At 45.0% G+C, this 13,960-nt stretch carries 12 protein-coding genes and 1 pseudogene; 2 read left to right on the top strand and 11 right to left on the bottom strand.

What is annotated here, in order from left to right; genetic code table 11:
- Nucleotides 1–24: 24 nt before the first annotated feature.
- The gene (gene paaZ, locus Xsze_RS05150; protein ID WP_038240964.1) at nt 25–2,097 is read left to right on the top strand and encodes a phenylacetic acid degradation bifunctional protein PaaZ; all 2,073 of its coding nucleotides are present in this window, start codon (nt 25–27) and stop codon (nt 2,095–2,097) included.
- A 239-nt stretch (nt 2,098–2,336) separates the two neighbouring features.
- On the opposite strand, the gene Xsze_RS05145 is transcribed toward paaZ, so the two are convergent.
- From Xsze_RS05145 to yhfZ, 8 genes are all read right to left on the bottom strand, one after another.
- Nucleotides 2,337–2,615 carry a gp53-like domain-containing protein gene (locus Xsze_RS05145; RefSeq protein WP_038240962.1) on the bottom strand — a complete coding sequence of 93 codons (279 nt, stop codon included), beginning with the start codon at nt 2,613–2,615 and terminating at the stop codon, nt 2,337–2,339.
- Between the two features lie 899 nt (nt 2,616–3,514).
- On the bottom strand, nt 3,515–4,597 hold the full coding sequence (locus Xsze_RS05140; protein WP_038240960.1) for an aminotransferase class V-fold PLP-dependent enzyme: 1,083 nt from the start codon (nt 4,595–4,597) through the stop codon (nt 3,515–3,517).
- Nucleotides 4,598–4,601: 4 nt separating this feature from the next.
- A complete protein-coding gene (locus Xsze_RS05135; RefSeq protein ID WP_038240959.1) occupies nt 4,602–5,951 on the bottom strand; it encodes a YhfT family protein in 1,350 nt (449 codons plus the stop codon).
- 13 nt (nt 5,952–5,964) lie between these two features.
- Nucleotides 5,965–6,324, bottom strand: a complete 360-nt coding sequence (locus tag Xsze_RS05130) for a DUF2620 domain-containing protein (protein WP_038240957.1) — start codon at nt 6,322–6,324, stop codon at nt 5,965–5,967.
- Nucleotides 6,325–6,378: 54 nt separating this feature from the next.
- The gene (locus Xsze_RS05125; RefSeq protein ID WP_244431854.1) at nt 6,379–7,248 is read right to left on the bottom strand and encodes a phosphotriesterase family protein; all 870 of its coding nucleotides are present in this window, start codon (nt 7,246–7,248) and stop codon (nt 6,379–6,381) included.
- A gap of 313 nt (nt 7,249–7,561) precedes the next feature.
- Nucleotides 7,562–8,761, bottom strand: a complete 1,200-nt coding sequence (locus Xsze_RS05120) for a YhfX family PLP-dependent enzyme (protein WP_038240954.1) — start codon at nt 8,759–8,761, stop codon at nt 7,562–7,564.
- A gap of 90 nt (nt 8,762–8,851) precedes the next feature.
- Nucleotides 8,852–9,232, bottom strand: coding sequence for a hypothetical protein (locus tag Xsze_RS05115; protein WP_038240953.1), 381 nt, complete (start codon nt 9,230–9,232; stop codon nt 8,852–8,854).
- Between the two features lie 52 nt (nt 9,233–9,284).
- Nucleotides 9,285–10,190 carry a GntR family transcriptional regulator YhfZ gene (gene yhfZ / locus Xsze_RS05110; protein ID WP_244431857.1) on the bottom strand — a complete coding sequence of 302 codons (906 nt, stop codon included), beginning with the start codon at nt 10,188–10,190 and terminating at the stop codon, nt 9,285–9,287.
- 307 nt (nt 10,191–10,497) lie between these two features.
- Here yhfZ and Xsze_RS05105 point away from each other — a divergent pair, with 307 nt between their 5' ends.
- The gene (locus Xsze_RS05105; protein WP_038240951.1) at nt 10,498–11,394 is read left to right on the top strand and encodes an alpha/beta fold hydrolase; all 897 of its coding nucleotides are present in this window, start codon (nt 10,498–10,500) and stop codon (nt 11,392–11,394) included.
- On the opposite strand, the gene Xsze_RS05100 is transcribed toward Xsze_RS05105, so the two are convergent.
- From Xsze_RS05100 to glpD, 3 genes and pseudogenes are all read right to left on the bottom strand, one after another.
- On the bottom strand, nt 11,357–11,929 hold the full coding sequence (locus Xsze_RS05100) for a GNAT family N-acetyltransferase (protein ID WP_038240950.1): 573 nt from the start codon (nt 11,927–11,929) through the stop codon (nt 11,357–11,359). The two genes, Xsze_RS05105 and Xsze_RS05100, sit on opposite strands and share 38 nt — an antisense overlap.
- A 47-nt stretch (nt 11,930–11,976) precedes the next feature.
- Nucleotides 11,977–12,174, bottom strand: a pseudogene (locus Xsze_RS05095) (alpha/beta hydrolase); the annotation flags it as partial.
- 230 nt (nt 12,175–12,404) lie between these two features.
- Entirely contained in the window at nt 12,405–13,901 is a 1,497-nt protein-coding gene (gene glpD / locus Xsze_RS05090) for a glycerol-3-phosphate dehydrogenase (RefSeq protein ID WP_038240948.1), read from the bottom strand.
- Between the last annotated feature and the right edge of the window lie 59 nt (nt 13,902–13,960).

The raw sequence follows: 13,960 nt of genomic DNA, 5'->3' as shown, positions 1-13,960 counted from the left end.
ACTAATGAGATTGATGGAGAAAAAATGCAACAGTTAAAAAGTTACATTTGTGGCGCTTGGGTTCATGGTCAAGGCAACACCAGAACCATTCATCATGCGATCAGCGGTGAGGCCTTGTATCAGGTCACTTCAGAAGGTTTACCATTGGCAGACAGTTTAGATTATGCCCGCAACAAAGGGGGAAAAGCACTGGCCGCAATGACTTTCCAGCAACGAGCACAGATGATGAAAGCCGTTGCAAAACACCTGCTTGCCAACAAAGAAGCGCTGTATGCCATTTCTACCGAGACGGGGGCGACCCGTTCAGATAGTTGGGTGGATATTGAAGGCGGGGTGGCGACACTCTTTTCTTATGCCGGATTGGCAGGGCGTGAGTTGCCGGATGATACCCTGTGGCCGGAAGATGAGATGATCCCGCTGTCTAAGCAATCCCAGTTTGTGGCCCGCCATGTACTGACTTCCCGTCCCGGCGTTGCTTTGCACATTAACGCCTTTAATTTCCCCTGCTGGGGGATGCTGGAAAAATTAGCCCCAACGTGGATGGCAGGTATGCCGGCAATTATTAAACCTGCAACGGCCTCTGCCCAATTAACACAAGCGATGGTGAAAATGATCATCGACAGCGGTCTGGTGCCGGAAGGGGCATTGCAGTTGATCTGCGGAAGCATTGGCGACTTGTTCGATCATCTTGATTATCAGGATGCCGTCACTTTTACAGGGTCAGCTCAAACGGGACAGAAATTGCGTGCCCATCCCCGCCTGATAGAAAAATCCATTCCTTTTACCATGGAAGCAGATTCGCTCAACTGTTGCATTTTAGGTGAGGATGTTACCCCTGAAATGCCGGAGTTTGGTGTATTCATCAAGGAAGTTGTTCGCGAAATGACAGTCAAGGCAGGGCAAAAATGTACGGCTATCCGGCGGATTATTGTCCCTGCCGCTCAGATGGAGCTGGTCAGAGAAGCATTGCTCAAACGGTTATCTGGTGTGGCCGTCGGTGATCCCACGTTGCCGGAAGTACGCATGGGCGCATTGATTAATCTGGAACAGCGTGATGAGGTCCAGTCGAAGGTCAATGAATTGCTAAACAGCGGTTGTGAACTATTGTGCGGGGGTTCACTGGATAAACTGGTGCTGGCCGGCAACAGCAACAGTGCAGGGGCATTCTACCCACCCACTTTGCTCTATTGCGCTGACCCAGTGGAAAATCAGCAGGTACACAGTACGGAAGCCTTTGGGCCGGTTGCAACCTTAATGGCATATCAGGATACGGAACAAGCCATCACATTGGCCATGATGGGGCAAGGGAGCTTGGTAGGTTCATTGGTGACAGCGGATGAACATGTGGCAAGTCAGGTGATTCGCGCAACAGCATGTGCTCATGGCCGCATGCTCGTGTTGGATGAGACGGCTGCCGCGGAATCCACGGGGCATGGCTCTCCACTGCCCATACTGGTACATGGCGGCCCGGGACGTGCGGGAGGCGGAGAAGAATTGGGGGGATTACGCGCCGTAAAACACTACATGCAACGTACTGCGATCCAAGGCAGCCCAAGCATGCTGACTGCGATTGGCCGTGAATGGGTTCGTGGTGCGAAAGTCAAAGAAGATCCCGTCCATCCGTTCCGTAAATATTTCGAACAAGTTGAAATTGGTGAAAGCTTGCTGACTGCCCGTCGCACCGTTACCGAAGCCGATATCGTGAATTTTGCCTGCCTGAGCGGGGATCATTTTTATGCCCACATGGATAAGATTGGTGCAGCAGAATCCCTGTTTGGGGAACGTGTCGCGCACGGTTATTTTGTTGTGTCGGCGGCGGCAGGCTTGTTCGTTGATGGCGCAGTCGGTCCTGTTCTTGCCAACTACGGCATGGAAAACCTGCGTTTCATTGAGCCGGTCAAAATTGGCGATACAATCCAAGTTCGCCTGACTTGCAAGAAGAAGATAAAGAAAGCCCAGAAAACGGTAGAAGATAAACCGCATGGTGTCGTGATGTGGGATGTACAGGTTCTGAATCAGGAACAACAACCTGTGGCGCTTTACAGTATTCTCACATTAGTGGAACGTCAAAAAGGGGATTTTTCGGCATCAGCGTAAAGACTGTTAGCATAAGTGGAACAAGGATGGGCTAAATCAAGGGGTAAAATAGCCTGAGGTTATCTATCAGTAACAGAATGCATGGCGTACCTCAGGCTGTTTTCTAAGCTTAAATGAGGACGCCATTAAATACTTATTTAAATCACTGGATAACAGTGTCAGGGGCTGAATTAAATCCCCTTTTTTATTAGGCCAAAAAGTATTCTGGCTTTTTTTCAATTTTAGAATAAATTTTTATATTAATAACCTGTCGCAAACCAATAAGCGGCGGCCTCCCCACCATGAGCATAATATGTAAATCCTGACGTTGATAAACTCTTGGCAACGATGTTATCGTCACTTCCTCCACTAATTCTGGATAAAGTCAATTGCACATTAAAACAAGCATGAGAAAATAACATTGGAAAATAAACACGAGTTTCATCAGAGACTCTATCTATTACTCCCCATTGATGGATTATTCCTGTAGAGCCGCATTTCCACCAGCCATCTTGAAGTTTTAACGCCGTGTTATCCATAATGACCTCTAAATATGTATGATTGGAATATGATAAAAATAACTTAATGTCGTTCGATGCGGTTTATATAACATCATGGAAAATAATGAGCCGCAATATCTATTATTTATAAGTCATTGAGGAAAACCCGCTGATATTTAACGTGAGTAGCCTGATGCAAATTAATATAATTGAAATTCATGATAGTAAATAAACATGGGATTAAAGAAAGTCAGGTTATTTATTTCTGAGGATTTTTGTTATCTGAAATAATCTGTATAGATTTTTTGTTTTCCTGCAAACCTATCTCATTTTATGATATTGATATAAATGATGGATGCGGAAAATAGAATTCCGACTCTTTAGCATTAAATGCCATTTCACTCTCAATGAATAGGAATAGATTAAGCAGAACAGCTTATGACAAGAGGTATACTCTGGATGCCCAGCAATCTTTTGGGGTTACGACACATCAGGTAAATGAGGAGTGTTATCATAACGGATAAAGTCATAACTAAAAATATGATGAAAATGTTATTAATTAAAAATTTTGTCTGTTGACCAAAGAAAAATTAGGTGTTAAAAATAGACATTCAATAAGTTTGAATATTCAGCAAGAAACCTATCTTTTGTGTTACTTTGTAATTATCAATATTTATTGAAATATCAGTATATTGATAGAAATACGCAGACTCAATTCAGTTACTAGCGCCTGATAATATTTTCTGTTTTGGTATCATCGCTCTAAAATTTCGGGTAGATAATAAAAACAGATGAAATACCTTATATGATGCAGTAACACAATGTAATGGTTCTTCTGGTTTTTCAATTAAATTATAATCAGGCGTTATTTTTACTTTAATAAAATAATTTCAACATACAAATAAAGCCTACAATGGGCATTGATTATAATTGAAATATTAGGGCTGACAACTTTCCCGTAAAATTCGCATGACCGTATCTGCACCGCTACGATTGGGATTGATGCGGATCATGCGTTGTTCCAGTGAAGGATCTGCTTGGCGGAATGTCCCCGAAATACGGTAAAACAGAGGGGGGATCTCAAACTTTGATTCAGCCCCGACCGGATAAGGCAATGCCCCGAGTGTATGGGAGACAGCAAGCACGCTGTCTGCAATGGGTTCATGAAATTCCACCAATAAGACCTTTGATTGCGCATTGGCAAGAAAGGCTTTTTTTACCTGTGGCAATTCCCCCTGATTTAAGCGCATCACCAATTCGTTGTTAACTTCAGCTTGCACGGCGTGCATCACTGGCGCAAAAACCATGCCACGCAAAGCTTCCATTGCCTGATAACCTTGTATCTGACACCCTCCGGAATACATATTGTGGCGCAAAGTATCCACGGCTGATTGCCTGCCAACAACCACGCCCACACCTTGCGGCCCCAATAATTTAAAGCAAGAAAACGCGGAAAGCGTTGAGCCATATTCACAGCCAATCTGTGCCACTTTCATGGCGGCATAGTTATCATCCACCAATGAAGGAATACGATGCTGGTTTAAGGTTTCAATCACCTCTTGCAGAGAATAACGATCAGAGATCCGTTGACGAGTATGCTGAATCAGGCAGGCTGTTGGTTGGTATTGCAGAATAGCCGCTGCAATCTGTTCCGTGTGATTGAAATCTGCACGGACGACATGCAGGCCCATTTGTTCAACCGAGAATTTCGTGGTGGGATAAATCGGTGCACTGTGCACCAGTAATGTCGTGTTAGGGCTGACTAAAGCAGCCAGCCCTGCACGCAGTGCCCCCGTTCCTGCACCATTGACAAAAGCAGCCGCTTCAGCGCTAAAAAATTCAGCAATGACCGCTTCAATGCGTCGGGTCATCCGTGGTTGGTTAAATTCAGGGACTAAGCCCAGATCACCCTGAGAAAGAAAATCAGCTCCCGGAAAATGACGACAGATAATATCCACCAGCCTGAATTGTTGCTGTTGTGCCTGCGCCATCGTCATACTTTGTAACGGATAGGTTTCCATTTTCTTATCTGATTCCCAGCAAAAAGAGCAGGTTTGCAAGAATACCCACCACAATTGTTGCGATCGGACCAATAGCCATTTCCACTAAAGGTCGTTTCGAGGTCCGGTTGAGCAAATAAATGCCCGCCACGATCATAAATCCCGTTCCCGGTAAAATAGCATTGGAAGCAACCATCGCACCAACCAACAGGGTCATTTCAAGCATTTTGGTGATCGCGGTACGGATATGCCCGCTACAGGCTTGTACACCCGGATACTTGTCCAGCCAGATTGCAATTTTCCCCAACAATTGGATTTCGATGAACATCGTGAGTCCTCCCGCGATAAAGGCAATCCACGGGTTATTGATCGCCAGCCCCACGACAAACACAAATTTCATGCCATTAGGGCTATAAATGCCTGTCGCAATTGCCGTTGTACCCACCAAGGGAACAAAACTGATGGCACGGGCCAGCGTGGCCAATAAAGCGCTGGTTTGTTCTCCCTGCGCCATCAGGGGTTGGGAAACAGGGCCTTCCGCCAGGAGGCTCAAAGAGATGGTCGCTGCACTGGCCGTCAGCCCGCCACACAAAAGCAGTAACCATTTGTTTTTCTGGATGCGCTCTATCCGGGGTGAAAACATGGCAACCAATGTTTCATTGGTTCTGATTTGATCCTTTGACTCGGCGGTGGAACCCCGTATCGCAAAGTAAAACATGGCTATCATTGATAACAGAAGGGCGATACCGTTAGGATCGATACTGATGGGGTTTTCGAGGATATGCCCAAAACTCAATGGACTGATGGCGTGGGTTGCCACATAGCCCATCAGGGCCGCAAGCATCACCAGCAGCCCCTTGCGATAGCCATATTGATAGCCAACAACGATGCCGGGGAACAGGGCAAAGCAAGCGACAATGGGATCACTGACTTTTTTGAGTTCATTGGTGAAATTTACCGGCAACATGGTAAATAATTCTACCATCGAACTTAGCCCTGCCAATAAAGCAATGGCATACAGCCCCCCGATAATGCCTGAAGCGATCAGCCCCCTTCGGTTACTGGAACACCAGATGCCGATGATATCCGTGCCGAGCAGCAGGCTATGCACCAGCACAATGGGCGCAGTAAGAGAAAAAGGAATGCCGAAACCCACAATCAAACTGGTATTCAGTGCAAGGCTGGTTGCCACAAGCTCTTTACGGCTCATTCTGCCTTCAAGGTATTCCGGGACCAGCGAGCGCAGGCCATCATGGAAAACGGCAATGCCACGGTTTGCCATCATCGCAGTAATTGCACCAATCGCGGCCAGTAAACTGGCCCGAAAAGGAGCCACTTCCATCAACCTTATCAGGAAATCATGAAGATATTGCATGACAAGCGGCTTACTATGGGAAGATGGTATTGATGATGATGGGAAGGATGATATCAATATCCTGCCCAGTGAAACCAAAGGCTTTTTTGCCTGATTTCACATGGGCCACAATCTCGTCTTCGGACAAAATCTTACCTGGCATACTGAGCGTGACACACTTGTCCAAGCCGATAAGAGCAATTGCAATGGCCAGCGCTCCACCGCCACCCGTATTGCAGGCACCAAAGTAGTAATCAGCCTCACCATTCTTTATTGCCATCGCAGCTTCAATATCACTCATGATGGTAACAGAAGTGATTCTACTCCTTGTCAATTGACGGAGTCCTTCCGCTATCGCTTCTTTTTCTATGTGTCCACCAACAACAAACTTCATGTTGTCATACCTCTTCTGGTATCTAATATATTATTGTTTTTAATGAATTAATTTTTATTTGGAAAAATATGGTGCGTTCCGGAAAAAAAGTGCGGGGTTATCCCGTAGCAGTTGATCTACCTGCATTTGGGAAAAGCCCGCTTCCAGTAACATGGGGATGAATGTGGTCAATAAGTAACCAAATCCATTTCCCCCATTTTTTTTCAGATGAGATCGACGAGTAATATCCTGAGAAAGCATCACCCGGCCAAGCAATCCACGCCGGGCAACTTCCTGCAACATGGCAATGCGCCCGCCATCCGGGTAATAGTTGTTTTTGCCTATCGTATCAAATTGAACCCACGCCCCATCCTCCAGAAGCGCAATGATGTTATCGAGGTTATCCTGCAAGTCACAATGACCGATAGCGATATGCCCGGGAGGTACACCCAATTTCGTCAATAGCGCCAATTGCTCACGTCCCATTGTGCTCAACGTGGTATGGGTAGAAATAGGGCAGCCGGTCATTTGATGTGCCAAAGCAGCGGCGGTAAATACTTTGTGTTCATCTTCCGTGATTTCCCCAAAACTGGAGCCGATTTCAGCAATCACTCCCGCTTTTAGTTCTGTACCATCAATGCCGGTTTCAATTTCAGTAATCATCTCATCCGCAATTTCTTGTACACTCAACCCACTCAAATGGGCCGGAAAGAAGGATTGCTTATAGTAACCTGTTGAGGCAATGATGTTGATATCGGTATCATGCATTAAATCTAACAAAAAAGCTGCATTGCGTCCCATATAGCGATTGGTCACCTCCACAATGTTTCTGACGCCGAGGGAATAGAGATGGCGAAGCTCATCTGCGATCAGATCATATTGATCCAACCGATAATCAAGGGTGCCTTTCGTTGCAGAGAGGTCGATGTGCAGGTGTTCGTGCACGTAGGTATAGCCAGATGCGTCAATGCTGCGATTATTTAACTTTGCGACCAGATGATGACTCGTCTGGTTTATTGATGATGATTGCAGTGTATCCCCCGATGCTCAACTTGATATCTTTAATATCCCGCAGTCGCATGTGCCTTCGACGCTATCAACGCTGAAAGGGAATACAAAGCGGAATATTGGGTAATATTCTCAATCTTTTTTAGTATTCCATAAAATAGTTGCACAGCAATATGCGGGAAATTCCACTATAACGGAATAATATTATTATTGTTTAATAATGTAATAATATTATATGCAATACCTTCAGTTAGTGATTGTCAATAGTTGATGATCGCAAGAAGTAACCGCCGTTTTTCCAGTTTCCCTGACTGTCGTAAATGCCTTCAAGTTTCGGTGAGCCAGAGCGAGCACCAGAAACAAAGGCAACGTCACTGCGGGTCACGAAAATCTGAGTACGGAAACACATGACAACGGGGCTACCGATAGAGTGTTTGCCCGACAATGGGATATGGTAGTCAATATAAGGATCGCCTAAGCGAAGTATCCGCACTTTTTTGGGTGAAAGGGCGCTCTCAGGGAAGACCAGCGCATGTTTCATGTAATTACGTTTATAGTAACCGCCACCGTAGCAGTAACTATTGCCGTCGTGATGGTGCGACACCTCTGTCAGATAGACCATTGCGATATGTTCTGGTTCTTGCCCGCTAATATTGGCAGGGATCGTACCAGTGAGGGCATGCCCGGGTTCAAGATGGGTAGCCCCATATTTGGTGAGCAACGGAATGGTGCTACAGCTTGAGGCTGAGGGGGCATTAATTTGTGAAAGTATGATACCGAGTTGCTTGAGTCGGTTGCGAGCCCGAATGAGGGTGAGTAAATTCGTCGTAGGCAAAGTCGTCTGATATCGGGAATCCCACGATAAGCAAGGGAAATGGGTCAGCCCACTGAGTTTCACTCCCGGCATATGCTTTAGCGCGCTCACTGTATCATCGAGTTCACTAAAAGGGATCCCCGCTTCCTGACCAACAAAAACCGTATCGCGCTTATCATACACTTTCAACATGATGGGCTGAACGCGCCCCAGTTTTTCCGCTGCATCTGAAATGGCTTGTGCTTTCTCAAGAGAAAATACCGTGACGATATCCGGATTATGCCTGAGCATGGTTTCTATCAGGTGGGCAGGCATTTGTACCAAGTGCCCGATGTGGCAGAGCGGTATACCATGCTGGCTCAGGGTATAGGCTTCCTTAAAATCAACAGCAACAACACCGCGATAGCCGATTTCAATCAGTTTTTTGATAAGCCATGGATTACGGCCAATCTGTTTGGTCATCAAATAGAGTTCAATGCCATATTGTTTTGCAGTCTGCAATAAGCGCCGGCCATTCTCTAAAACCTGATCAACATCAATGACGTAAGTATCTGGCAATATTGTACCTTGTTGCCAAAGCGTTTTTGCAACTTCAATCAATTTAGGGTTTTGCTTTTTCAATGCATCAATAAACATAGGCCTCCCTTCATGTCTGCAAAGCAGCAAGGCTGTATAAAAAAATAGAAACGTTTTCTGAACAAAAAAAATCTTCATTTTTTTGAATATTTATGGAGTATCCGAAAACGAATGATTTTCTAATGAAAACATTAAACCATATAAATTTACTAACAGGTAGCCTTCTTCATTGGGGTGCAATATAACGGTGAATTTTTTAAGTAAGGCTCGAAGGATCGTGGTTAATTGCTCATAGTGTTCACATTGCTCAATGCTTGCCAGTATTTCTCCATCCAGTGGAGCAATTTCTTCACCCCGTCGTGAACGCATGAGAGCAACCGCCATATGAGTAAGCGCCATTTCTCCTTGCGGGTGATGGACAGGTATCAGCCAGATATCTTCCAGATCATGCACAACACTCAGCATATCCTTGTAAATATCCTGATCGATAACACCACCCTGTAATAAAATAGCTAATCGTTGTTCCAACATCGATTTTGTTATACACCGGAGTTAATCAATGGGTTATTGGGTTTTTCCGGATTCAATAAGCCGGTTCGGCGATACCTGCTATGACATTTTTCTGATGCGCCAGCAATGCATCTCTGTCAACGATAGTCCGCAGGAATTGCTGGATGGGAATATTGTCTTTTCGGGTGAGAATAACGGCTTCGGACGCTTTAGTAAAGCACTCGCTATCCTCAGGCAATTCGGTCGTCAGACCTTGTGCGAGTAGTTCATGGCCTTGTCCGACGTTCCAGATAGTCGCATCAATATGACCTTTTATGATCTGATTCAGACACTCATGGTAGGAGATCTCGACCAGTTCAATCTCTTTCCCGGCAAAGTACTGACTTGTCATTATTTTTTGATCTGCTGAGGCACTGTCCAATCCGACACGGCGAATCGTTTCTTTTTCCCCCTGGCGGAAAATCAACCGATGCCTGTCGGTATAGCTTCGGGTTCCGAGTGACAGCGCAATATATAAATCTTTGTGCTCTGGATGCTGCTCAGCGGCAAGCCTTGACGTGACAGCCAAATCATAAATACCATTCAGCAAACACTCAATGCGGATATCCGATCCCCGCATGTGCGCAAAATAGAAAGGAACGCCGGCACACAGTGCTTTTAACCCACTTGCCAGCCCTTCATAGGTACGAGTGTAAGGAAGTGGCATTGCACAAACCACATTGCCGATATTGGCATATTCCAGCAGCAATTTGTGGTTTATCTGGGAAAGGTAGCTGCCATTGCGGCCACGACGCTTAATTCCAATCGCTTGTGCCTGTTCCAGCGATTTCAATGCAGCTTGCATCAAACCTACAGATAACTCACATTCTTTGGCCAATAATTCTATGGTTTTCAATCGATTGCCACATTGCTCCGAAAGAAGATAACGAGCCAAGAACGCTTGTGCAATTCCCTCTTTTTTAATGAATGTCTGACTTATCATTGCAAGTTTTCATCCCTATTTATGTTCTGCATTTTATTATTTAATAAGTAATTTCAACTAAGCCAATTTACTATGTTACAGAATACATGAGTCAATGAAATATTTTTATTGCAACTTTTTTGCTTAAAAATATTAATAATTGGTTTTTTCTATCATTATATTCAATAATAAAATTTAATTATTTTGTATTTATTGATTTATACCCAATGAGTTTCGAATTGCATCACGCAACTCAAAAAACGATAGGTATCTCTCTTCGATCATGATTTGAACATATTGAATACATACCAAAAGGTGGGATCGTATGAAAGTGACTGCCAATCATATTTCCATTGAAGTTGAAGATAGCGGTGAAAAATCACATCCGGTTATATTGCTTATTATGGGATTGGGGATGCAGCTCATTGATTGGCCGGATGAAATAATCAATCAGTTAGTTACCGCCGGGTTTCGCGTTATCCGCTATGATAATCGTGATGCGGGGCTAAGCCAGCGCTTTGATCATATCCAACAACGCAATTTTCTTTGGCAAAAACTCCGTTTCAGTTTGGGATTGCCGGTTCGCCCACCTTACAGCCTACAGGATATGGCTGATGATGCCTTGGGGATACTTGATGCATTGGGTATTTCACATGCCCATATTATTGGTGCATCCATGGGGGGAATGATTGCCCAGAGGCTTGCCGCCACTTACCCTGAACGGGCGAAAAGTTTAGTGAGCATCATGAGTTCAAGCGGCGCTCCCCGCTTGCCTCATCCCAAGCCAGAAGTCATGGCTGCATTATTGTCGAAACCTGCTGGTCCCCATGAAGATGAGCTGATTGCTCATCAACTTAGAATGGTTCAAGCCGTGGTTTCCCCCGCTGAGTCGTTGGATAAGGAAGCACTGACCCGACATCTCAGAATAGCTTTGCGTCGTGGTGGATATCACCCCGATAGCCCAAGGCGGCAGACTCTGGCGATAATGGCGGATTCCCATCGCACTGCGCTATTGGCACAAATTGGCTGCCCAACATTGGTTGTGCACGGTGAAGATGATCCTTTGATCCCGATTGCCTGTGGAGAAGATACCGCCAGACGAATTACCGGGGCTGAATTTGTGCCAGTACAAAAAATGGGGCACAGTTTCCCGCCCACATTTATGCAAGCACTGGCAGAAAAAATCATTCCATTTTTATCAGGGATAAGTTCTTCGCCATGATATGCATTGTGCTTTGCTGGGTTTCACTGGAAAAAATAATATCTTTTTGCCACTCCATGCCTTTTCTGGCATAGAATCTGATGGCCTTGGGATTTTTTTCCAGTACTTCCAGCCAAAGCCATTTTTGCCCCCTCTCCTGGCCAAACGCAACAATATGATCAAATAACTGATCCCCATATTTTTTTCCGGTCAAATGAGGCGTCAGATAAAGTTTATGTAAATAAATACCGGTGAAATCTTTGTCAGGAATCAATTGATTGAGAACGATTTTACTGAAACCGATGATATTGCCGGGGATGATGTCATGGCCCGTTGCAGCAACATTGATATCTTGATGGGATTCGGCAATAAACCAATGGTGATCCGGTGTTTCAAGTGAAGCCACGATATTCTCTATTGAACTCTCTTCGGAAATATAAGTTTTTAACTCATCTTTATTATTCCATAGTTCGGAAAAGTAAAAACGGTAACTTGTTTCAAGTAATTGAGATAATAATCTGGCATCTTGTATTTTCGCTTTCCGAATGGTTAACACAAATATTCCCTCACATTATTTATAATTGTGATTATATGATGAATAAATCAATTGTGATTGGGGATCAGCCCGTTATCTGACCGTTCGTTGATGAGCTTCTCGCCTTCTTTCCATTCACCATAGCCAGCGGCAGTATGAATATGACCGGCTCCGGGTAACATAATTAAATCTGACTTCCAACAATTGGCAAAAATATGCGCTTTTTCCAAAGATAAAAATTCATCATTGTCACTACACACCAAAGTGGAAGGAAAATTTTCAGAATACTATCACAACCATGAAAAACTTCATGTTGAATAGCCAGTGCAATCCAATGAAAAATAAGAGAATTCAAATAAAAATAAGAATGATTGATTCCGAAAATTTATGAACATCGAAAGGAAAGCAGTGGGCGGGAAGAAACATAAATACTAAAATGACAATTAAACTAAAATGGCGATAAAAAATTATCGCCATTTTTACTTGGATCAGTGTGCTATTGAACTGATTTGGTATTCTGCACTAACCAATCAGCGACACGCTGTTTTTGTTCATCAGTGAGCCACATTCCCAGTTTGGTCCGACGCCAGATAGCATCATCCAACTGTGTTACCCACTCTTGTTCAACTAAATAACGCAATTCCGTTTCATACAGGCCATGTCCAAAGGATTCGCCAAGATTAGCCAGGCTTTCTGCACCTTTCAGGATCATCTGGCTATTGCTGCCGTAAGTGCGGGCATAACGAAGCGCAACGCCTTCCGGTAACCAATTATGACGCTGACGGAGCAGGCGCGCGTAACCATCGCGGTCATGGCCTTCCAGCTCACCACCCGGCAACTGACCATTTTTGGTCCATGCACCACCGGCGTTTGGATAATACTTCACCAATTTTTCCATCGCGTGTTCAGCCAGCTTACGATAAGTCGTCAACTTGCCGCCAAATACTGAAAGCAATGGTGTCTGGCCTTGGTCATCTTGTATATCCAGCGTGTAGTCACGCGTGATTGCCTGCGGTGAATCGGATTCATCATCACACAATGGGCGAACACCTGAATAAGTCCAGACGACATCATTACGCATCAACTGTTTTTTGAAGTGAGCATTATAGACTTTCAGCAAATAATCGATTTCTGTCTCATCAATTTTAACGTCTTTTGGATCGCCTTTATATTCAACATCAGTCGTACCGATGATAGAAAAATCATCGTTCCACGGAATGACAAACACGATGCGGTTATCTTCGTTTTGCAGAATATAAGATTGCGGCTCATCATGGACACGAGGAACAACGATATGACTGCCTTTGATCAGGCGAATGCCATACGGTGACTTCAGTTTCAGGCCATTATCAAAGAAGCTCTTCACCCACGGGCCGGTTGCATTAACTAAACCCTTCGCACGCCATGTGCGCGCTTCGCCAGTGATGAGATCGGTGGCTTCAACCATCCAATAACCATTTTCACGCCATGCGCGGGTCACTTTAGTGCGGGTCCGCACTTCACCGCCACGCTTTTGTACTTCTTGCGCGTTCAGGACAACCAGACGAGCGTCATCAACCCAGCAGTCAGAATACTCAAAGCCACGGGTGATAGAGGGTTTCAGTACTGAATTTGCACCAAATTTCAGCCCCTTACTGCCGGGTAAACTCACGCGCTTGCCCAGATTGTCATACAGGAAAAGACCTATGCGGATCATCCAGGCTGGGCGCAAATGGGGCTGGTGCGGTAAACGAAAACGCATAGGGAATGCAATGTGTGGCGCCAGTTTCAGGAGCACTTCACGCTCTGCCAGTGCTTCACTGACCAAACGGAATTCATAATGCTCCAGATAACGCAAGCCACCGTGGATCAGCTTGGAGCTGGCAGATGACGTCGCACTGGCCAAGTCTTGACCTTCCAACAGCAGGACTGAAAGCCCCCGTCCAGCCGCATCTGCCGCAATACCTGCGCCGTTAATTCCACCGCCGATTACTATCAAGTCTTTGGTTTCCATTGCACACCCTCTGAAATGTTCGAAATAGTTCTTTAATGCTCGTTTTCGATCAGGCGATT

The sequence above is a fragment of the Xenorhabdus szentirmaii DSM 16338 genome, from assembly GCF_002632585.1.
Classification (GTDB): Bacteria; Pseudomonadota; Gammaproteobacteria; order Enterobacterales; family Enterobacteriaceae; genus Xenorhabdus; species Xenorhabdus szentirmaii.
This window is presented reverse-complemented; position numbering and strand designations above follow the sequence as displayed.

Bases quoted from the DNA above. Each gene is read 5' to 3' on its own strand.
- Xsze_RS05145 (WP_038240962.1), bottom strand. From the start codon at position 2,615: ATGGATAACACGGCGTTAAAACTTCAAGATGGCTGGTGGAAATGCGGC.
- Xsze_RS05135 (WP_038240959.1), bottom strand. From the start codon at position 5,951: ATGCAATATCTTCATGATTTCCTGATAAGGTTGATGGAAGTGGCTCCT.
- glpD (WP_038240948.1), bottom strand. From the start codon at position 13,901: ATGGAAACCAAAGACTTGATAGTAATCGGCGGTGGAATTAACGGCGCA.
- Xsze_RS05140 (WP_038240960.1), bottom strand. From the start codon at position 4,597: ATGGAAACCTATCCGTTACAAAGTATGACGATGGCGCAGGCACAACAG.
- paaZ (WP_038240964.1), top strand. From the start codon at position 25: ATGCAACAGTTAAAAAGTTACATTTGTGGCGCTTGGGTTCATGGTCAA.
- Xsze_RS05115 (WP_038240953.1), bottom strand. From the start codon at position 9,232: ATGTTGGAACAACGATTAGCTATTTTATTACAGGGTGGTGTTATCGAT.
- Xsze_RS05130 (WP_038240957.1), bottom strand. From the start codon at position 6,324: ATGAAGTTTGTTGTTGGTGGACACATAGAAAAAGAAGCGATAGCGGAA.
- Xsze_RS05120 (WP_038240954.1), bottom strand. From the start codon at position 8,761: ATGTTTATTGATGCATTGAAAAAGCAAAACCCTAAATTGATTGAAGTT.
- Xsze_RS05105 (WP_038240951.1), top strand. From the start codon at position 10,498: ATGAAAGTGACTGCCAATCATATTTCCATTGAAGTTGAAGATAGCGGT.